The organism is Nocardia sp. NPDC055002, assembly GCF_053608825.1.
The window spans coordinates 181,480-201,505 of sequence record NZ_JBSGWE010000003.1 but is presented as its reverse complement, the minus strand read 5'-3'; the positions used below and the strand labels follow the sequence as shown (position 1 = coordinate 201,505).

At 69.2% G+C, this 20,026-nt stretch carries 13 protein-coding genes and 1 tRNA gene; 9 read left to right on the top strand and 5 right to left on the bottom strand.

Annotated features, from left to right (window positions below; all coding sequences use genetic code 11):
- Positions 1-404 precede the first annotated feature (404 nt).
- The 3 genes from ACWF99_RS13205 (at position 405) to ACWF99_RS13195 (ending at position 3,647) form a co-directional block, all read left to right on the top strand.
- Positions 405-1,106 carry an enoyl-CoA hydratase-related protein gene (locus tag ACWF99_RS13205; protein ID WP_378635533.1) on the top strand — a complete coding sequence of 234 codons (702 nt, stop codon included), beginning with the start codon at positions 405-407 and terminating at the stop codon, positions 1,104-1,106.
- A gap of 49 nt (positions 1,107-1,155) precedes the next feature.
- Entirely contained in the window at positions 1,156-2,358 is a 1,203-nt protein-coding gene (locus ACWF99_RS13200; RefSeq protein WP_378635535.1) for a M20 family metallopeptidase, read from the top strand.
- Positions 2,359-2,483: 125 nt separating this feature from the next.
- Positions 2,484-3,647: a M20 family metallopeptidase gene (locus ACWF99_RS13195; RefSeq protein WP_378635804.1), complete on the top strand. Its 1,164-nt coding sequence runs from the start codon at positions 2,484-2,486 to the stop codon at positions 3,645-3,647.
- Positions 3,648-3,737: 90 nt separating this feature from the next.
- Here the strand turns inward: ACWF99_RS13195 and ACWF99_RS13190 are convergent, their stop codons facing one another.
- Entirely contained in the window at positions 3,738-4,199 is a 462-nt protein-coding gene (locus tag ACWF99_RS13190) for a gamma-glutamylcyclotransferase (RefSeq protein ID WP_056819179.1), read from the bottom strand.
- A gap of 222 nt (positions 4,200-4,421) precedes the next feature.
- On the opposite strand from ACWF99_RS13190, the gene ACWF99_RS13185 reads away from it, so the two are divergent.
- From ACWF99_RS13185 to ACWF99_RS13170, 4 genes are all read left to right on the top strand, one after another.
- On the top strand, positions 4,422-5,822 hold the full coding sequence (locus ACWF99_RS13185; RefSeq protein WP_378635538.1) for an NAD(P)H-quinone dehydrogenase: 1,401 nt from the start codon (positions 4,422-4,424) through the stop codon (positions 5,820-5,822).
- A 289-nt stretch (positions 5,823-6,111) separates the two neighbouring features.
- Entirely contained in the window at positions 6,112-7,140 is a 1,029-nt protein-coding gene (locus ACWF99_RS13180; protein ID WP_378635540.1) for a hypothetical protein, read from the top strand.
- 69 nt (positions 7,141-7,209) lie between these two features.
- On the top strand, positions 7,210-8,667 hold the full coding sequence (locus ACWF99_RS13175; protein WP_452536041.1) for a hypothetical protein: 1,458 nt from the start codon (positions 7,210-7,212) through the stop codon (positions 8,665-8,667).
- 91 nt (positions 8,668-8,758) lie between these two features.
- The gene (locus ACWF99_RS13170; protein WP_452536040.1) at positions 8,759-9,934 is read left to right on the top strand and encodes an aminotransferase-like domain-containing protein; all 1,176 of its coding nucleotides are present in this window, start codon (positions 8,759-8,761) and stop codon (positions 9,932-9,934) included.
- A gap of 60 nt (positions 9,935-9,994) precedes the next feature.
- Here the strand turns inward: ACWF99_RS13170 and glpK are convergent, their stop codons facing one another.
- Complete coding sequence (gene glpK, locus ACWF99_RS13165; protein ID WP_378635556.1) at positions 9,995-11,491, bottom strand: glycerol kinase GlpK; 1,497 nt, start codon at positions 11,489-11,491, stop codon at positions 9,995-9,997.
- 201 nt (positions 11,492-11,692) lie between these two features.
- On the opposite strand from glpK, the gene glpD reads away from it, so the two are divergent.
- Positions 11,693-13,483, top strand: coding sequence for a glycerol-3-phosphate dehydrogenase (gene glpD, locus ACWF99_RS13160; protein ID WP_378662267.1), 1,791 nt, complete (start codon positions 11,693-11,695; stop codon positions 13,481-13,483).
- Between the two features lie 51 nt (positions 13,484-13,534).
- Here the strand turns inward: glpD and ACWF99_RS13155 are convergent, their stop codons facing one another.
- On the bottom strand, positions 13,535-14,308 hold the full coding sequence (locus ACWF99_RS13155) for an Fpg/Nei family DNA glycosylase (RefSeq protein WP_378662270.1): 774 nt from the start codon (positions 14,306-14,308) through the stop codon (positions 13,535-13,537).
- 4 nt (positions 14,309-14,312) lie between these two features.
- Positions 14,313-19,178, bottom strand: coding sequence for an Lhr family ATP-dependent helicase (locus tag ACWF99_RS13150; RefSeq protein WP_452536039.1), 4,866 nt, complete (start codon positions 19,176-19,178; stop codon positions 14,313-14,315).
- Between the two features lie 43 nt (positions 19,179-19,221).
- On the opposite strand from ACWF99_RS13150, the gene ACWF99_RS13145 reads away from it, so the two are divergent.
- Entirely contained in the window at positions 19,222-19,863 is a 642-nt protein-coding gene (locus tag ACWF99_RS13145) for a histidine phosphatase family protein (RefSeq protein WP_378635806.1), read from the top strand.
- A 43-nt stretch (positions 19,864-19,906) separates the two neighbouring features.
- Here the strand turns inward: ACWF99_RS13145 and ACWF99_RS13140 are convergent.
- Positions 19,907-19,980, bottom strand: a tRNA-Met gene (locus ACWF99_RS13140).
- Positions 19,981-20,026: the final 46 nt, after the last annotated feature.

The window sequence follows — 20,026 nt, the reverse complement described above, 5'->3', positions numbered from 1 at the left end:
CAGCTGCTGGCCCTCGCGGACGGCCTCACCACACACGTCCTCGTCGGCCACCTCACCCCGGAGGAGGCGTACGAGGTGCTCCACGCGCATCTGGCCGGGCTCTGGGAGGCGCCGCCCGGCTCAGCGGAGTGACGCCCCCTGCCCCGCCATCCCCCACCCGCACAGCGCCGGGTCGGCCAGGGCGCGGGCCAGGGCCGGCCCCGGCTCGGCGGGCGCGGGGGGGGGCCGCGGCGTGGGGGGGGGTGGGGGGCCGCGGCGGGCGCCCCGGACCCGCACCGGGCGGGGGGGGCGGGCCGCGAACCGCCGCTACGCGGCGGACCCTCCTCGAGGTCGGGTCGTGCGGGGCGGGGAAGGTGCCTACCCGCGAGTAGGGGAGGGTTCAGGTGCGGACTATTCTCCCCTGCATGCCGTATTTGGAGCGCTCTGGTGATGTTTTCGTCCTGTACCTCGGCAACGAGGGTGAGACAGACAACGAGAACCGTTTCTCGCCGGGCTGGATCGATGCCTTCCACGCCGCACTCGACAAGGTCGAGGCGTCCGAGGGTGCTGCCGCGCTGGTCACCGTCGCGACCGGCAAGTACTACAGCAACGGCCTCGACACCGATTACGTCTTCGGCAACCTGGACAAGATCCACGGCTACCTCGACCGGGTGCACTCGCTCTACACCCGCCTGCTGACCTTCCCGATGCCCACGATCGCCGCGGTCAACGGCCACGCGTTCGGCGCGGGCGCCATGCTGGCCACGTCCCACGATTTCCGCGTGATGCGCGGTGACCGCGGCTTCTGGTCGCTGCCCGAGGTGCACCTCGGCATGCCGTTCACGATCGGCATGAACGGCTTGCTGAAGGGTCGCCTGAGCAACCAGGTGTGCGTCCAGGCGATGACCACCGGCCACCGTTTCGGTGCCGACGAGGCCATCGCCGCCGGGATCGCCGATGCCAAGGCCGACGCCGACGAGGTGCTGCCCGCCGCGATCGCCCGCGCCGCCGCGCTCACCAGCCTGCGCAAGCCGATCACCCCGATCATCAAGACCGCGCTGCACGCCGAGACTCTCGCCGCGCTGGCCACGCCGGTCACCCCGGAGAACCTTCCCTTCGGCAACTGACCTCGCTCGCCGGTGCGCCGCTGTCGGGCACTGATGCAAGACTGGGGGTATGGCACCCTCGCGCACCGGCGAACTCACAGCCACCGCCTCCGACGCCGCGATTGTGGCTGCCTCGGACGAGCTGATCGGGCTCTCGCACGCGATTCACGCCGAACCGGAGCTGGCCTTCGCCGAAACGCGTAGCGTCGCCAAGGTCCTCGCGCCGCTGGTCGAGCGCGGATTCGCCGTCACGACGGGCGTCGCCGGGCTGTCGACGGCGTTTCGCGCGGTGTACGGCAGCGGCCCGCTCACCGTCGGTATCTGCGCCGAGTACGACGCGCTGCCCGAGATCGGGCACGCCTGCGGGCACAACATCATCGCCGCGTCCGCGGTCGGCGCGGCCATCGGGCTGGCCGCCGTGGCCGACGCGCTGGGCCTGACCGTGGTGGTGCTCGGCACGCCCGCGGAGGAGAGCGGCGGCGGCAAGGTGCTCATGCTGGAAGCGGGCGCCTTCGACGACATCGCGATGGCGATGATGGTCCACCCTGGGCCCACCGATATCGTCGGCGCGCGCTCACTGGCACTGGCCGACCTCGCCATCGTCTTCCACGGCCGCGAGGCGCATGCCAGCGCCGCGCCCGAACTGGGCCGCAACGCCGGCGACGCGGTGACCCTGACCCAGGTTGCTGTCGGCTTGCTACGTCAGCATTTGCGTCCCGGCCAGCAGCTGCACGGTATAGTGTCCGACGGTGGCGTAGCCCCCAACATCGTGCCCGGACGCGCGGAGTTGCTGTACTACCTCCGCGCGGCGGATTCCGGCTCCCTCGACGACCTGATGCGGCGAGCGAAGGCGTGTTTCGAAGCGGGCGCCCTGGCGACCGGCTGCACCCACGACATACGGACGCTCGCGCCCACCTATACCGAGCTCACCCCCGATCCGGTTCTTTCCGCTGCCTACCGCGCGCAGATCACCGGACTGGGACGGGTGCCGATCGCGCCCGAGCTCGAGGTGTTGCGACCGCTCGGCAGCACCGACATGGGCAACGTCACCAACGTCATCCCCGGTATCCACCCGGTGATCGGCATCGACGCGGGCGGTGCGGCAACCCACCAGCCTGCGTTCGCCGCCGCCGCGGTGAACGCCTCGGCGGACCGGGCGGTGCTCGACGGAGCGCTGGCGCTGGCGCGTACCGCTGTCGCTATCGCGGGCGATGAAGTACACAGGGACAGGTTGTTGCAACGGCTGATCGAACGACAGGAGGACATTCGGTGACCATTTCCGGCCATCCGGGCACCGCACGCGCAGGCTCCGACGCGCTATCGATGGGTGTGGGCACCCACTCGATGGCGCGCGAGACCGCAGCGTGTCCGACCACGCCGGACACCGAACCAACTCTGATGTCGGGAACCGAGATCGTTGACGCATGGCTGGCCGAGCACACCGGCGACCTGGTGCAATGGCGCAGGCATATCCACGCCAACCCCGAGTTGTCGCGGGCGGAGTTCACCACCACCGAGTTCGTGTCGGGCTGGCTCACCAAGGCCGGGCTGACCTGGGAGGTGCTGCCGGGCGGCACCGGGCTGATCTGTGACTTCGGCCCCACCGATCGGCCGCGGATCGCCTTGCGCGCCGACATGGACGCGCTGCCGATGCAGGAGTTCACCGGTCTGACCTTCGCCTCGACGGTGCCTGGCGTGTCGCACGCCTGCGGGCACGACGCGCACACCACGGTGCTGCTCGGTGCCGGTCTCGCGCTGGCCGAGGCGCAGGACAAGCTGCCGGTCGGGGTGCGGTTGGTGTTCCAGCCTGCCGAGGAAGTGATGCCCGGTGGTGCGCTCGATGTGGTCGCGGCCGGTGGGATGACCGGGGTCGACCGGATCTTCGCGCTGCACTGCGATCCGCGTCTTGAGGTCGGCAAGGTCGGGGTGCGGACCGGGGCCATCACGTCGGCGGCCGACACTGTCGAGCTGGTGCTCGATTCGCCCGGTGGGCATACCTCGCGGCCGCATCTGACCAGCGACCTGGTCTACGCGATCGGAACTGTCATCACGGGGTTGCCCGGATTGCTGAGCCGCCGCGTCGATCCTCGAACCAGCACGATCATGGTCTGGGGTGCGGTGAGCGCGGGCAAGGCGCCCAACGCGATTCCGCAGACGGGCATGCTCACGGGCACCGTGCGTACCGGTGATCACGCCACCTGGCTGCTGCTGGAACCGCTGGTCCGTGAGATCGTCGACGGGTTGCTCGCGCCGACGGGCGTGCGCTACCAGCTCAACTACAAGCGTGGTGTGCCGCCGGTGGTCAACGATCCGACGTCGGCGCTGATGTTCGAGAACGCCATCCTGGGGTTGGGTGAGGACGCGCTGGCCGACACCCCGCAGTCGGGCGGCGGCGAGGATTTCTCCTGGTACCTGGAGGAAGTGCCCGGCGCAATGGCCAGGCTGGGCGTCTGGTCCGGCGTCGGCGAGCAGCTGGACCTGCACCAGCCGACCTTCGACATCGACGAGCGCGCTTTGGCTGTGGGTGTCCGGACGCTGACGAACATCGTTCTGCAGGCATAGCGGTACGGGCTGACCCAGCCGACTCACGGCCGCCGACATGATGTCGGCGGCCGGCGAGTCCGGCCTGAATATTCGGGGAGGCGGAACAGCTCAGGCGCCGGGCCCGACGTTCTTGCTGTTGCGGGTGCGGAGGGCGTGGACGTAGTCCTCTGGGGCGCCTGCCTTTTCGGCCGCGTCGGCGATGACGCCGATGTAGCGGGCCGACGGGAGGCCGCCTTCGTAGGCGTCCAGGACGTAGAGCCAGGCCAGGCGGGACTCGCCCTGGGTGCCGGTGACCCGGATCCGGATCTTCTTGTGGATTCCGAAGTCGGAGCCCTCCCAGCGGTCGAGGCTGTCCTCGTCCTCGGGGGAGACGTCGTAGAGCACGACGAACACCCGGGAGCCGGGATCCTCGACGACGGTGGCCAACGGCCCTTCCCAGCCGATGTCGTCACCGGCGAAGGTCAGGCGCCAACCCTCCAGCCACCCGGTCCCGGACATGGGCGAATGCGGGCAGCGTTCCAGCATCTGCGTCGAGTCCATGTTGGACCCGTAGGCGGCATAGATCGGCACCATGGAACTGTAGCCAATAACCACGGTGGAATTCCTGTCTCCCACCCAGATCGGCTGACGGTCACACTTGCCGGTGGTGCCGAACGTGGCACAGAACACGCGCACCGTTGTTCACCGATCCGACCCGGGCACGTCACAGAGCACCTGAAATGATGGGGCGACAGCACGGACGAGCCCTCACAAGGGGCAGGTCCGATCAGGCGAGCACAAGGAGCGTGACTGGTGGCACGGATTGCGATCATCGGCGGTGGACCGGCCGGATACGAGGCGGCGCTGGTAGCCGCTCAGCACGGGGCCACGGTGACCCTGGTCGACGCCGACGGTATCGGTGGCGCCTGTGTGCTGTGGGATTGCGTGCCGTCGAAAACCTTCATCGCCTCGACGGGCCTGCGCACCGACCTGCGTCGCGCGCGCGACCTCGGCATCAATATCGATGCCGACCAGGCCAAGGTGCATCTGCCCGAGGTGAACGCGCGAGTCAAGGCGCTCGCGCTGGCGCAGTCCTCCGATATCCGCGCCAAATTGCAGGCCGCGGGGGTGCAACTACTTCCTGGCTATGGCGAATTGGTCGGGCCCGCACCGGGTTTGGCGCATCGCGTGCGCGCGAACCTGGCCGACGGGAGCTCCGAGGAGTTCGAGGCCGAGGTCGTGTTGATCGCGACCGGCGCGAGCCCGCGGGTGCTCGCCGGCGCCGAGCCCGACGGTGAGCGGATCCTGAATTGGCGCCAGCTCTACGACCTGCCGGAGCTGCCCGAGACGCTGGTCGTCGTCGGATCCGGTGTCACCGGCGCCGAATTCGTGTCCGCCTACACCGAGATGGGTGTGCGGGTGAAGCTCGTGTCGAGCCGCGATCGCGTGCTGCCCGGCGAGGACGCCGACGCCGCCCTCGTGCTCGAGGAAGCCCTGGCCGAACGCGGCGTCGAGCTGGTCAAGCACGCTCGCGCCGACGCGGTGGAGCGCACCGCCGACGGCATCGTGGTGAAGCTGTCCGACGGCCGCACCGTCACCGGTTCGCACGCCCTGATGACCGTCGGTTCCACCCCGAACACCGAGAACCTGGGCCTGGACCGGGTCGGTATCGAACTCGACCGCGGCGGATACCTTCGTGTCGACCGGGTTTCACGCACGTCGGTGCCCGGTATCTACGCCGCGGGCGACTGCACGGGTCTGCTGCCGCTGGCTTCGGTGGCCGCCATGCAGGGCCGGATCGCGATGTATCACTCGCTCGGCGAGGGGGTGAGCCCGATCAGGCTGAAGACGGTGGCCTCGGCGGTGTTCACCCGCCCGGAGATCGCGACCGTCGGTGTCAGCCAGACCGCCATCGACAACGGTGAGGTCCCCGCGCGCACAGTGATGTTGCCGCTCAACACCAATCCGCGCGCGAAGATGTCGGGGCTGCGGCGCGGCTTCGTCAAGATCTTCTGCCGCCCGGCGACCGGTGTGGTGATCGGCGGTGTGGTGGTCGCGCCGATCGCGTCGGAGCTGATCCTGCCGATCGCGCTGGCGGTGCAGAACAATCTGACGGTCACCGATCTCGCGCAGACGTTCTCGGTGTATCCCTCGCTCACCGGCTCGCTCACCGAAGCCGGACGTTTGCTGATGCGCCACGACGACCTCGACTGAGCCCCTGACACCGTATTGTGAAACGAATCACAACGCGTTTCAGGTTTCGAATTGTGTTGTTCGCCAACGGCGCTCGTCGCTTCTCGGCAACCGCCACACCAGGTGTTTGCGCAGGCGGAGCCCGGTGAAAGCGAAACCTGGTGCTGCGTTGCCTGTCCCGCGCTCATGTGGTTGACTCACCGCCGAGGCGCGATCAGTTGTGATCGCGTGGTGGAGCAGTGGGGGATTCCCTCCGGGAAAGGGATTACGAAAAGTGAAGCATCGTAAGCCGAGTCGGGCGCAGCGAGCGATGGCAAGCACGTCGTTGCCTTTGGCCGCCGCGGCAGCCGTGGCAACCCTCCTCGCGGCTCCGGCCGGCGCGGTCCCCAGTGACCAGCCGACCACGCCCGCGACTCCGGCTCCTGCGCAGCCGGGCCAGCCTTCGGGTGAAGTAGAAGCTCCGGAGACCCCGGAAACGGAAACCCCGGAGAACGTCAAGCCGGGTCAGACGAAGCCGGGCGAGACCAAGCCGACGCCGGCCCAGCCGGGTGTCACCAGCCCCGCGCCCGGTCAGCCGGAGCAGGGCACCCCCGCCAAGCCGACGCCGAGCCAGCCGGGCGTCACCAGCCCCCGTGTCGCGCCGCTGCCGGTCCCCGGTCAGGCGCAGCCTGCGGTCCAGCCGGAGCGCGCGGGCGCGACGCCCGACCAGCCGGGCACCACCAAGCCGGAGACGGGCACCACGCCGACTCAGCCGGGCGCCACGCCGGGCCAGCAGCAGACGCAGCCCACCGTGCCGTCCGGTCAGGGCACCGGGACCGGCACCGAGGCCGAGGTCGAGTCTCCGGACACCCTCGTCCAGGAGCCGAAGGAGCCGGCCTGGCAGGCGCCGCGCCTGGCCAACGCGCCCGCCGCGCCCGTCGTCGAGATGGAGGGCCCGCGTCAGGAAATCGGCGTCACCGTCGACGGTGCCGGAATCCTGGCGAACACCCATCACTACAACAACGCCTCGGGCTACGTCGGCACGGTCGGCTACCGGACGCCGGGTGGCGGTTTCGGTGACGCCGGTATCTCGGTCGAGTACGTCGGCGCGAACGAGGTCAAGGTCACCACCTTCAACGGTGGCGACGGCCGCAGCGACAACACCACCGTGACGGTGCTCGACACCACGCAGGCCAACCTGGCCAAGGCCGCGGTGGAGAACTGGATCAAGGCGCAGCCGGGCGGCAACGCCGCGCTCGATGCGGCCGCGAAGGCTACACTGCCCGTGCCGGGGGAGCTGCTTCAGACGGTGAACGTCGCGGGTGTGAACACCCAGTGGGGTGGCTCGATCCAGTACTGACACGCAGTATGTCGTGTGGGGCGGTCGCCTTCGACCGCCCCACACGTGTGTCCCGGGAAAGGATTGGACTTGGGCACCGAGGGCGACGAGAACGAACGCGGCGATCGACAACGATCGGCCGCGGATTTCGGCTCTCCCGTAGGAGATTTCGGGCCGCCGGTCGATGACGCCGGCTTCGGTGGGCCCGTTCCCGCCACGCCTCCGCCCGCGCCGTCCGGGGTTCCGGAGCGGGGTTGGCGACCGGCCGAACCGCCTTCCGGCGCACCCACGCCGGGCCCGTTCGGTCCGCCGGCCGGTGCGCCCGCGCCGGGTCCGTTCGGTGGGCCCGTCGCCGGTCAGCCGCCCGTCGCTCCGCCGCCTGCCGGTCCGTTCGCCGGCCCGGTGCCGCCCGGTCCGCCCGCGCGGCTCTCGGCTCCGCCTTCGGGCTCCACGCCGACAGATCAAGGCCCGGTGCCGGGGAGCGGCCAAGCGCCGCCTCGGTTGCCCGATGGTCGCCGTTCCGCGCCGACCTCCGTCTTCGGTGACGCGGTAGCGACGCCACCGCCCGCTCGTCCGGGTCCTCCCGCGCCGTTCGGCGGACCCACTCCCGGTGGCCCGCCCGCCGCCGACCCGACTGTGCGTTTCGGTGGTGAGCCGCCGCGCGGTGAGAGTTCGGTCTTCGGCGACTCGGTCTTCGGTGATTCCGTGCCGGTGACGTCCGGTCGCGAACTCACCGAGGTGATCCGTCGCGGTCGCCCCGGCTCCAAAGATCCTGCGCCGCAGCCGCCGTCACGCGACAGCGGTCCCGCCGCGGACACGGTGCGGCCGCCCGAGGGCTCCCGCACTCCGCTGGTTCCCGACAAGCCGAGGCCCGCCGCCGACAAGGCGTGGTGGGACAACCCCGACGATGACGGCGGGATTCCCAAGCCGCCGTCCGAACCCGGCCTGTCGTGGGCCGACGACCCGATCGCGCGCCGTCTCGCGCCGAAGACGCCGGCCACCCCGGCGCCGGTGGAGAAGGAACCCGACAACAAGCGCCTGCGCTGGATCATCGGCGGTGTGGCCGCGGCGGTTCTGCTCGTGGTGGCGCTGGTCCTGACGATCGGGCTGGTCAAGCGCGGTGGCGGCGCCGATCCCGGTGTCACGGCCGCGCCGGTTCCCTCGATCGCGTCGGGCACCGAGTGCCAGTCCGTCGCCGAACAGTCGGTGACCGTGGGCAACGGACCGGGCGACACCAGCACCGGCGCCAGGGCCATCCTCGGCTTCCAGTACGCCTTCTACACCGACCGTTCCGGGGCGAAGGTGCGTGAGTTCGTGGCGCCCGACGCCGAGAACATCTCACCCGCCGAGACCATCCAGCAGGCGATCGACGGTCAGATCCCCGCGGGCACCACTCACTGCGTGAAGATGCGCGAAACCAGCGTGGGCCGCTACGACGTCGAACTGCGCGAGATGCACCCCGATGGCTCGGCCGTGGTCTACAAGCAGGAGATCATCACCACGAACACCGACGGAAAGTGGCAGGTCAAGTCCATCACCGCGCGGTAGGGTCTCATTGTATGAGACAACAATTTCACATTCTGGTGGACGATATGCAATCGTAGGATGATTGCTTCTCTCGGCGTCCCCGGAGGTTCCCATGTCGCTGACAATTCCAGCATTGGCGGGCAAGCTCGCCGGTATACAGAGCTCGGCGATCAGGGATCTGCTCAAACTCACAGCCCGCGACGACATCATCAGCCTCGCCGGTGGGCTGCCCGACGCGGCGCTGATGCCGCGTGACCGCATCGCCCTCGCCGCCGAGACCGCACTGAGCGACCCCGCCGTGCTGCAGTACACGGAGTCGTCCGGCTGGCCCGCGCTGCGCGAGGTGATCGCGGCCCGGGAATCCGCCGCGATCGGCCGCTCGGTGCCCGTCGCCGAAGTCTTCATCACCCACGGCTCCCAGCAAGCGCTCTCGCTCCTGGCCGAAGTGCTCCTCGACCCCGGCGCCCTCGTGATCGTCGAGGATCCCGCGTATGTCGGTGCGCTGCAAGTGTTTCGAGCCGCAGGGGCCCGAATCGTCGCCGTCCCTCTGGATTCCGGCGGCATGCGGCTCGACATCCTCGAGGACCTGCTGGCCGCGGGCGAACGTCCCGCGCTCGTCCACACCGTCTCGAACTTCCACAACCCCGGCGGCGTCACCCTCGCACCGCAACGCCGCCGCCGGCTCGCGGAACTCGCTGAGGCGCACGGTTTCTGGGTCATCGAAGACGACCCCTACGGCGAACTGTGGTTCGACCAGCCCGCCCCCGCGCCGGTGGCCTCGTACTCGCCCCAGGTGATCCGCCTCTCCAGCGTCTCCAAGATCCTGTCTCCCGCCCTGCGCGTCGGCTGGATGATCGCCCCCGAAAGAGTCTCCCGCGCAGTGGAACTCCTCAAACAAGGCGCCGACCTCTGCGGCTCGTCGCTCACCCAGCAGATCACCACCGACCTGCTGACCGACACCACGTGGCTGGCAGCCCACATCGATGCGATCCGCGCTACCTACGGCACCAGAGCCCGCGCCCTGACCACCGCCCTCCGTGCCACCTTCGCCGACCGCCTCCAGTGCACCGACCCCACCGGCGGCATGTTCATCTGGGCCGAATTCACCGACAACACCAACACCGCCGCCCTCCTCCCCGCCGCCCTGGACTCCGGCGTCGCCTACGTCCCCGGCGCAGCCTTCGCCGTCACCGATACCGCCGACAATTCCCTGCGGCTGTGCTTCACCACCTCCGACGAGGCCACCCTGACCGAAGCGGTCGACAGGCTGTCGTCGGCGATCGGCTAGCGACCGGCGCGCACCGGAACAGAACTTCCCACGCCCGGTGACTCAACCGAGGTGGAATCCTCAGACCCAGTTGTAGGTGCGTTCTACGGCCTTGTTCCAGTCGGCGTAGCGGTGGGTGCGTTCCTCTTCGGACATCGAAGGGGTCCAGGTCTGGTCGGCTATCCAGTTGGCTCGGAGGTCTTCGAGGTCGGACCAGTAGCCGACGGCCAGGCCGGCGGCGTAGGCGGCGCCGAGGGCGGTGGTTTCGCGGACCACCGGGCGGACTACGGGGACGTCGAGGATGTCGGCTTGGAATTGCATGAGGAGGTTGTTGCCGGTCATGCCGCCGTCGACCTTGAGGGTGGTGAGTTCCAGGTCGAGGTGCTGGGCGGCGGCGTCGGCGCGCATGGCGTCGACTACCTCGCGGGTTTGGAAGGCGGTGGATTCCAGTGCCGCCCTGGCCAAGTGGGCCTTGGTGACGAAGCGGGTCAGGCCAGCGATGACGCCGCGGGCGTCGGGGCGCCAGCGGGGGGCGAACAGGCCGGAGAAGGCGGGGACGAAGTGGGCGCCACCGTTGTCGTCGACGCTGCGGGCCAGGGGTTCCACCTCTTCGGCGGAGGAGATGATGCCGAGGTTGTCGCGCAACCATTGGACCAGGGAGCCCGTGACGGCGATCGAGCCTTCGAGGGCGTACACCGCCGGCGTGTCACCGAGTTGGTAGCAGGCGGTGGTGAGCAGGCCGTGCTTGCTGAACACCGGCGTGGTGCCGGTGTTGAGCAACATGAAATTGCCTGTGCCGTAGGTGTTCTTGGCTTCGCCGGGGGACAGGCACGCTTGGCCGAAGGTGGCCGCCTGCTGGTCGCCGAGAATGCCCGCGACCGGAATACCCTCGAACGGACCGGCGGTGATGTCGGCGTAGACCTCTGACGAGCTGCGGATCTGCGGGAGCAGCGACATCGGAATGTCGAAATCTGCGCAGATCTGTGGATCCCATCGCAGGGTGCGAAGATCCATCAGCATGGTCCGTGAGGCGTTGGTGACGTCGGTGAGGTGTTCACCGGTCAGCTTCCACAGCACCCAGCTGTCCATGGTGCCGAAACACAGGTCGCCTGCCTCGGCGCGCGCCCGTACGCCGTCGACATTGTCAAGGATCCAGCGCAGTTTCGGCCCGGCGAAATAGGTCGACAGCGGCAGGCCGGTGCGGTCCGCATAGCGTTGCGGCCCTTGCTCACCCGCGAGTTCGGTGCACAGCTGATCGGTGCGCGTGTCCTGCCACACGATCGCGTTGTACACGGGATCGCCGGTCGCCCGATCCCACACCACGGTGGTCTCACGCTGATTGGTGATCCCGACCGCGGCCAGATCCCCGGCCGAACACCGGCTGTTGCCCAGCGCAGCGCCGAGCACCGACTCGGTATTGCGCCACACCTCCGCCGGATCGTGCTCCACCCAGCCGGGCTTGGGAAAGATCTGCCGATGCTCGCGCTGCGCGGTTCCGACGATCCGACCCTGCCGATCGAAGATGATGCACCGACTCGAAGTCGTGCCCTGATCGATGGCAGCCACATAGCGACGCATTGATGCAGGTTACCGAAAGCGGAGCCGGCGACCGCAAGATTTGTGGTCGGCGACGAATTTCGGGCCCACGCCTCGCCGCGCACGTCCCCAGCGACGAGTGCGGACTACGTTTAGCCTGTACGCAGCGGCGCCGGGAACGCGGCGTTTGCCCCAACTGTCGGCTGGGACCGGCCGGAATCGGCCGGCGGCGAGGAGTCGAGCATGTCGCAGACACCGGAGTTTCCGTTCCTGCACCCGGGAGAGCTGGTCGCGGGCGGGAAAAGGGATCGGCTCGGACCCGGCGATCTGGGGCCCGAACATCGGCGGACCGCCTGGGAACGGCTGGGTAAGGATCAGTTCGACGTCCTGGTCGTCGGCGGCGGCGTCGTGGGCGCCGGTATCGCGCTCGATGCCGCGACACGGGGGCTGTCGGTCGCGCTGGTCGAGGCCCGCGATCTCGCGTCGGGCACGTCGAGCCGCTCGTCCAAAATGTTCCACGGTGGCCTGCGCTACCTCGAACAGCTCGAATTCGGCTTGGTCAGGGAAGCGCTGAAGGAGCGTGAGCTGGCGTTGTCGACGCTCGCACCGCACCTGGTGAAGCCGCTGCGGTTCCTCTATCCGCTGACACATCGCGTGTGGGAGCGGCCCTACGTCGCCGCGGGCCTGACCCTGTACGACACCATGGGCGGCTCGAAATCCGTTCCAGGACAGCATCATCTGACCCGGCACGGCGCGATGCGGCTCGCCCCCGGCCTGCGCCGGGATTCGATGATCGGCGGCGTCACCTACTACGACACCGTCGTCGACGACGCCCGCCACACCATGACGGTCGCCCGCACCGCCGCGCACTACGGTGCGGTCATCCGCACCTCCACGCAGGTCGTCGGGTTTCTGCGCGAAGCCGACCGGGTCGTGGGGGTGAAGCTGCGCGACACCGAGGACGGGCGCACCGGTGAGGCGCGCGCGAATGTGGTGATCAACGCGACGGGTGTGTGGACCGATGAGGTGCAGAGTCTGTCGCGGCAACGCGGCCGATTCCATGTGCGCGCGTCCAAAGGTGTGCACATCGTGGTGCCGCGCGATCGCATCGTCAGCGATGCCGCGATAATCCTGCGCACCACCACCTCGGTGCTGTTCATCATCCCGTGGGGCGCGCACTGGATCGTCGGCACCACCGACACCGACTGGAATCTCGACCTCGCCCATCCCGCGGCGACCAAGGCCGATATCGACTATCTGCTCGACCGGGTCAACGAGGTGCTGGTGACCCCGCTCACGCACGCCGATATCGACGGCGTCTACGCGGGCCTTCGCCCACTGCTGGCGGGGGAGAACGACGACACGTCCAAGCTCTCGCGCGAGCACGCCGTGGCCAGGGTCGCGCCCGGACTGGTGAGCATCGCGGGCGGCAAGTACACCACCTACCGGGTGATGGCGGCGGACGCGATGGACGAAGCCGCACAAGACATTCCGGCACGCGTCTCGCCGTCGATCACCGAGAAGGTGGCGCTGCTCGGCGCCGACGGCTACTTCGCGCTGGTCAACCAGACCGTGCAGCTCGCCGAGCACTACGGCATCCACCCGTACCGGATGACGCACCTGCTCGACCGCTACGGCTCGCTGGTCGACGAGGTGCTCGCAATGGCGGCGGGCAAACCCGAACTCCTGCAACCGATTACCGACGCACCGGCCTACCTCCAGGTCGAAGCGGTCTACGCCGCGGCCGCGGAAGGCGCGCTGCACCTCGACGACATCCTGGCCCGTCGCACCCGCATCTCGATCGAATATTCCGATCGCGGCGCGAACTGCGCCGAGCAGGTCGCCCACCTCGTGGCGCCCGTTCTCGGGTGGGACGCGGAGGATATCGACCGCGAGGTGTCCACGTACCAGGCGCGCGTACGGGCCGAGATCGAATCGCAGACCCAACCCGACGACACATCGGCCGACGCGCTGCGGGCAGCCGCTCCGGAGCCGCGTCCGCAGTTGCTGGAACCGGTGCCGCAGGACCGCTGAGCCATCGGACCGGGGCGCTGCGGGCTGTGAGCACACACGGGCGAGGTGAGCTCACGGGCTGGGCTGGCAGCGTGGGCAGAAGAAGATGCCACGTTCGCGTTGAGTGATGCGGTCGGCGGGGTCGTCTTCGCCGAGCAACTGGGACGCGATCGGGGTGCCGCAGCGGGGGCAGGAACGGCGAGTGCGGCCGTAGACCATGGCGCGCCATGGTGGTTGGTGTGCGGCTTTGCCGAGAACACGGTGAGCTTCGTCGACAAGCGCCACGAGATCGGGGATGTCGCCGACCGGGGTAACGGGGTGGACTTTGCGCAGGAAACAGATCTCGCTGCGGTAGATGTTGCCGATGCCCGCCAGATTGCGCTGGTCGAGCAGGGCGAGACCGACGGCGCGACGCGGGTACTCGGTGAGCCTGCGCAAAGCCTCGGCCGCATCCCAATCCGGGCCGAGGAGATCGGGGCCGAGGTGGTCGATGACCGTGTGTTCGTCGGCGCGCAGCAGCACCTGAACCTTGCCGAGCGAGAAGCCGACTGCCTCGACCTCGTCGTTGGCAAGCACCACTCGCGCGGTGACCGCGGGTTTGGTCCAGCGCTGGCCGCGGTGGAACACCCGCCACACGCCTTCCATCTTCAGGTGGGTGTGGACGCTCACGCGGTCGGTGCGGATGAACAGGTGCTTGCCGTAGCTCACGACCTCCTCGACCCGTTCGCCGACCAGATCCACGGTGGCGTACCGCGGAACCCGGAAATCGCTGCGGGTGAGCGTTTTACCGGCCAACGCCGTGCGTAGGCGCTGCGCGGCGCGGAAGACGGTGTCGCCCTCTGGCATTCGGCTACACCTGCCTGCGCAGCCGCAGACCGCTGGGGGTCATCGAGAAACCGGCTTCGATCAGTACTTCGGCGAAGAGGTTGCCGTGCACAGTGTCTCCGTTGATCTTGTCGATCACCAAGCTGTCGACCCGGCGATCGCGTACCAGCCCGGCCAGCGCGAACGCTGCCGCCCGGCGCAGGCCGACGTCCTCGGTGAAGCTGAGCAGAGTCTTGCCGCCGCGCTCGGAGTAGAGCACCAGTTCGCCGCCGACCAGAACCACCAACGCGCCCGCTTTGCGGCCCGGCCGGTGACCGCCCTCGGCGTCGCCCTTCGGCCACGGTAGCGCGGCGCCGTAGGGGTTGGCGGGGTCGCATGCCGCGAGGGCGAGCGCGACGCCCGCTCTGATGGTGTCACGGTCGGTGTCGAACGAGCGCAGGCGGTCGACGGTGTCGGTGGTGGAGAACTGGGCGCCGCCGAGCGTGTCGACGAAATAGCCGCGCCTGCACCGGCCGCGGTCCTCGAACTCGGTGAGCACGCGGTACATCAGCTGGAAACCGCCGGCTATCCCTTCGTTCTGTACCGAACCGCGAGTCAGCACGCCGTAGCGTTCGATCAGTTGATCGGCGGTGGCATGGGCGCGAACGGTGTTGTCCTGCACGCGTTCGGGCAGGATCGACCAGCGTCCGGCCAGCGTGGGCGGACCGGATCGGGTCGGCATCGCCGGTCGCGGCAGGTACGCGCGGCCGCGGGGCGAGCGGCGCGGGGTGCGGTGCGCGGTGGTGGCGCGGGCAGTACCGGACAGCAGGGCGCGCACCGGGGCGAAGGTGTCACCGGAGACATAGCCGGCCCAGACCAGCTGCCACAGGGCCTCCCCGGCGGCTTTGTCGTCGAGCAAGCCCGCGGAGTCGGCGAGTTGGCGAAAGAAATAGGCGCCGCCGCCGCGCAAGGTGGATGGCAGCCGCTGGACAGGGTTCGCGGCGCCGGGATCGGGTGCGTCGAGATCGACCACCGGCCACGGTTCCAGATTCGCGCCGAGTGCGGCCAGGAGACCGAGCTGGATGTCGGTGGGGTCGATCTCGTCGGCGGGAGGCAGGGTGAAGGGTGCCTGGTCGGCGAGGTGGAGGGCGACCCAGCCGTCGCGGGCGGTGATCGCGCCGTGGCCCGACCACACCACCTCACCGGTCGCCATCAGCTCGTCCAGCATGGCGGGGGAGTAGTCGCGCACTCGGGTGGGCAGAATCAGCGATTCCCAGGCCGAGGCCGGGATCGGTACGCCCGCAAGCTGTTCCACTACTGTGGCCACGCCGTCGACACCGCGTAGCTCGCCGGACCCGACGTGTTGCCAGGACGGCAGGAACCGCGCGAACGCGGCGGTGGACACCGGCTCGACCTCGTGCCGCGCGGCGGCCAGTGAACGGCGGCGCAAACGGCGAAGGACCTGGGCGTCGCACCACTCGCCGCCGGCGGTGTCCGGCGTGAATTCACCTTCCACCACGCGTTTCTCGGCGAGCAGGCGGTGCAGCGCTGTCGCGGCGACGGCCGTTCCGAGGCCGAAGCGGTCGGCGACCGCGGCGGTGGTGAACGGTGCGTGAGTGCGCGCGTAGCGCCCGACGAGGTCGCCGAGCGGATCGGGGACCGGTTCGATGAACGCCGCGGGCACTCCGATCGGCAAGGGCACGCCGAGCGCGTCCCGCAGCCGAGCGGCGTCCTCGACCGCCACCCACCAGGTACGACCTGCGAACGAAACCTCCAGCGCCCGTCGCGAATCCCGCAGTTCCGCGAACCACGCCGGTGCGTCGGAATCGGCGAGCAGGTCGCCGCGGGCGGACTCGAGTCTTTCATCCGGCGTGCTGTGTGAGGGTTCGTCGGGTGAGTGGGCGCCGGTGTCCATCGCTTCGCCGTGGCGCGCTGCGGATGCGGTGCCGGGGCGGGGAACGCAGCGTGCTGCGGCTTCGGTGGGCGTGAGGGGACCGAGTAGACGGAGCAGGTCGGCCAGACCTTCAGCGTCGCGGGCCAGGCGCTCGGGGGTGAGGCGCTGGAGTTCTTGCTCGGTCAGGGTGATGACGGCGGGGTCGAGGAGTTCGCGCAGCTCGACGCGGCCGAGGAGTTCGGCGAGCAGGCTGGAGTCCAAAGCCAGCGCGGCTGCCCGGCGTTCGGCCAGTGGACTGTCGCCGTCGTAGAGGAATTGCCCGATGTAGGAGAACAGCAGAGCGCCGGCGAAGGGCGACGGGCTCGCGGTCTCGACCTCGATCAGGCGGATCTCGCGACGGGCCACCTTGGTGAGCAGGTCGCGCAGGGCGGGCAGGTCGTATACGTCGCGCAGACATTCGCGGACGGTTTCCAGCAGGATCGGGAACTGCGGGAATTTGCGTGCCACGTCCAGCAATTGGGCCGAGCGCTGCCGCTGCTGCCACAGCGGTGCGCGCTTGCCGGGGTCGCGGCGCGGCAGGAGCAACGCTCTGGCGGCGCATTCGCGGAAGCGGGACGCGAAAAGAGCTGAGCCGCCCACCTGTTCGGTGACGATGTCGTCGATCTCGTCGGGTTCGAAGGCGAACAGTTCGGCGCCGGGTGGTTGGTCGGTCGTATCGGGCAGGCGCACCACGATGCCGTCGTCGGAGGCGGTCGGGGCGGCATCGATGCCGAACTGTTCCTGCAGGCGCGCACCCACCGCCAGCGCCCACGGTGCGTGGACCGGGGTGCCGTAGGGCGAGTGCAGCACCAGGCGCCAGTCGCCGAGCTCGTCGCGGAATCGTTCCACGACCAGCGTCCGATCGGTCGGCAATTGGCCGGTGGCACTGCGCTGTTCCTCGAGCAGGCCGACCAGATTCGCTGTCGCGTTCTGATCGAGTCCGGCGGTGCGCACCAACTGCTCGAGCCGTACCGCGGGCTTGCTCTGCTCGGCGGTGCGCCCGGCCTTCTTCGAGCTCGGGGTCGGCTTCGTGGGTTCGGGCAGTGGCTCGGGAACTTTCGACGTGGCGTCGGCCGTGGTCAGCACGGTGCCGGAGCCCATGTCCGCCACGATCCGAGACAACTCGTCGGCTGATACCTGACCGGCCGTGCGAACGAATTCGCCCAGCGCGGCGCCCAATTCAGCGGGCCGGCCCAACCCGTCACCGTGCCAGAACGGCAGCCGGCCGGGCAGCCCGAACGCCGGTGACACCAGCACCCGATCGAAGGTGATCTCCTCGATCCGCCAACTGGTCGCACCCAGCGCGAACACATCGCCCACGCGCGACTCGTAGACCATCTCCTCGTCGAGTTCACCCACCCGCGAAGCCTTTTCGCCCACCATGAACACCGCGAACATCCCACGGTCGGGGATCGCGCCACCGGAGGTCACCGCCAGGCGCTGGGCGCCGGGACGGCCGGTGATGGTGCCCGCGTCGCGGTCCCACACCACGCGCGGACGTAGTTCGGCGAACTCGTCGGACGGATAGCGCCCGGCCAGCAGGTCGAGCACCGACTCGTAGGCCGAGCGGGGCAGATTCGCGTAGCTGCCGGTGGAGCGGACGAGATCGAACCAGGCGTCGACGTCGATGGATTCGAGCGCGCAGGCCGCCACCGTCTGCTGGGCGAGGATGTCGAGCGGGTGCGCGGGGATCTGGAGTTTCTCGATCTCACCGGTGAGCATGCGCTGGGCGGCGACGGTGCAGTGGATCACGTCGGTGCGGTGTTTGGGGAACAGCACGCCCCGCGAGATCTCACCCACCTGGTGCCCGGCCCGACCGACCCGTTGCAGACCACTGGCCACCGAGGGCGGCGCCTCCACCTGGACGACCAGGTCCACCGCGCCCATGTCGATGCCGAGCTCGAGACTGCTGGTGGCCACCACACAGCGCAGCCGACCGGTCTTGAGGTCGTCCTCGATGATGGCGCGCTGTTCCTTGCTGACCGACCCGTGATGGGCGCGCGCCAACAGGTGCTCGGCCCCGTGGATCACCTCGGTGGACGGCCCGAGCTGGGCGGGTGGCTTGTGCTCGGTCTCCACCGGCTCGCCGAGACGGGCGGCATAGGTCTCGTTGAGCCGCGCGGTCAGCCGTTCGGCGAGCCGCCGGGAGTTGGCGAACACGATCGAGGACCGATGCTCGAGCACCAGGTCGACGATGGCCTCGTCGACATGCGGCCAGATCGAACCCGGCTGATCGGAGTCGCCTCCCGGATCGGTCATATCGGCCACCGGCACCCGCACCGACAGGTCGAAGGTCTTCGGTGCGGGCGGCCGCACGATGGTGATCGGCGCGTTCCCGACCAGGAATCGCCCGACCTCCTCGGGCGGGCGCACCGTCGCCGACAACCCGATCCGTTGCGCGGGCTTGTCGGTGAGCTGATCCAGCCGGGCCAGCGACAATGCCAGGTGCGCACCACGCTTCGACCCGGCGATGGCGTGCACCTCGTCGACGATCACGGTGTTGACCTGGGCCAGCGTCTCGCGAGCGGCCGAGGTCAACAGCAGGAACAACGACTCGGGGGTCGTGATGAGAATGTCCGGTGGGGTGCGCAACATCGCCCGGCGCTGGGCGGGCGGGGTGTCGCCGGAGCGCACCCCCACCGAGATATCCGGTGGGTCGAGCCCCAGCCGTTTCGCCGTCTGCGTCACTCCTACCAGGGGCGCCCGCAGGTTGCGTTCCACATCCACAGCCAGCGCCTTCAACGGCGACACATAGAGCACCGACGTGCCCCGGGACGCTCCCGGCTCGGGTGGGTCCCGGTGAGCCAGCTGATCGATGGCCCACAGGAACGCGGACAGGGTCTTGCCCGACCCCGTCGGCGCGATCACCAGTGTGTTCTCGCCTGCGGCGATCGCGTCCCACGCGCCGAGCTGGGCCGACGTGGCAGCAGGGAAGGCGCCGTCGAACCACTGTGCTGTCGCGGGGGAGAACCGATCCATAGCACCAAGTGTGCACCGACCCACCGACAACTTCGTCGCCATCATGCGCCCCGACCAGCGCGAACACGCCGATGACCGGGGAGGCGCCCGGCCCGGGTTGTGGCGTGGATCGCATTCGTCGCTACCCTCGACTCTCGTGCAAACGGTGCTGAGAGTCGACCTTGTCGGCCATGGCCTTACCGAGGCGGTACGTAAGGCGCGATTTCCTGTCGATGAACCCCTTGACGAGTCGGGGCGGGCCGCTGTGCGTGCCTGTGTGCCGCTCGATGAAGCGTTGGTGCGGACAGGACCGGAGCGGCGGGTTCGCGAGACGGCGGAGGAATTGGGCCTGGTCGGCGAACAGGACGTGCGATTACGGGACCTCGATGCCGGGTCGTGGCGGGGCAGTGAGATGGGCAAACTCGCTCAGGACCAGTTGTTCGCCTGGCTCACCGACCCCGAATTCCGTGGGCACGGTGGGGAATCCATCACCGATCTGGTCGAGCGGGTGCGCTTCTGGCTGGCCGAGATCGCCTCGTCGGGTCGTAACACCGTGGCGGTGACGCACCCCGCCGTGGTGCGCGCCGCGCTGCTCGTGGTGCTCGACGCACCGGCGAAGTCGTTCTGGCGCATGGATGTTCCGCCCGCGAGCGTCACCCGGCTGCACTACCGGGGGAACTGGACCCTGCGACTCGGCAACGGATAACGAAGAAGGCCCCGGAGTCGAAACTCCGGGGCCTTCTTCGTAGTAGCGGGAACAGGATTTGAACCTGCGACCTCTGGGTTATGAGCCCAGCGAGCTACCGAGCTGCTCCATCCCGCGTTGCAAATACCACTTTACACGGGGTGGGTCGGAAGGCGAAATCGCC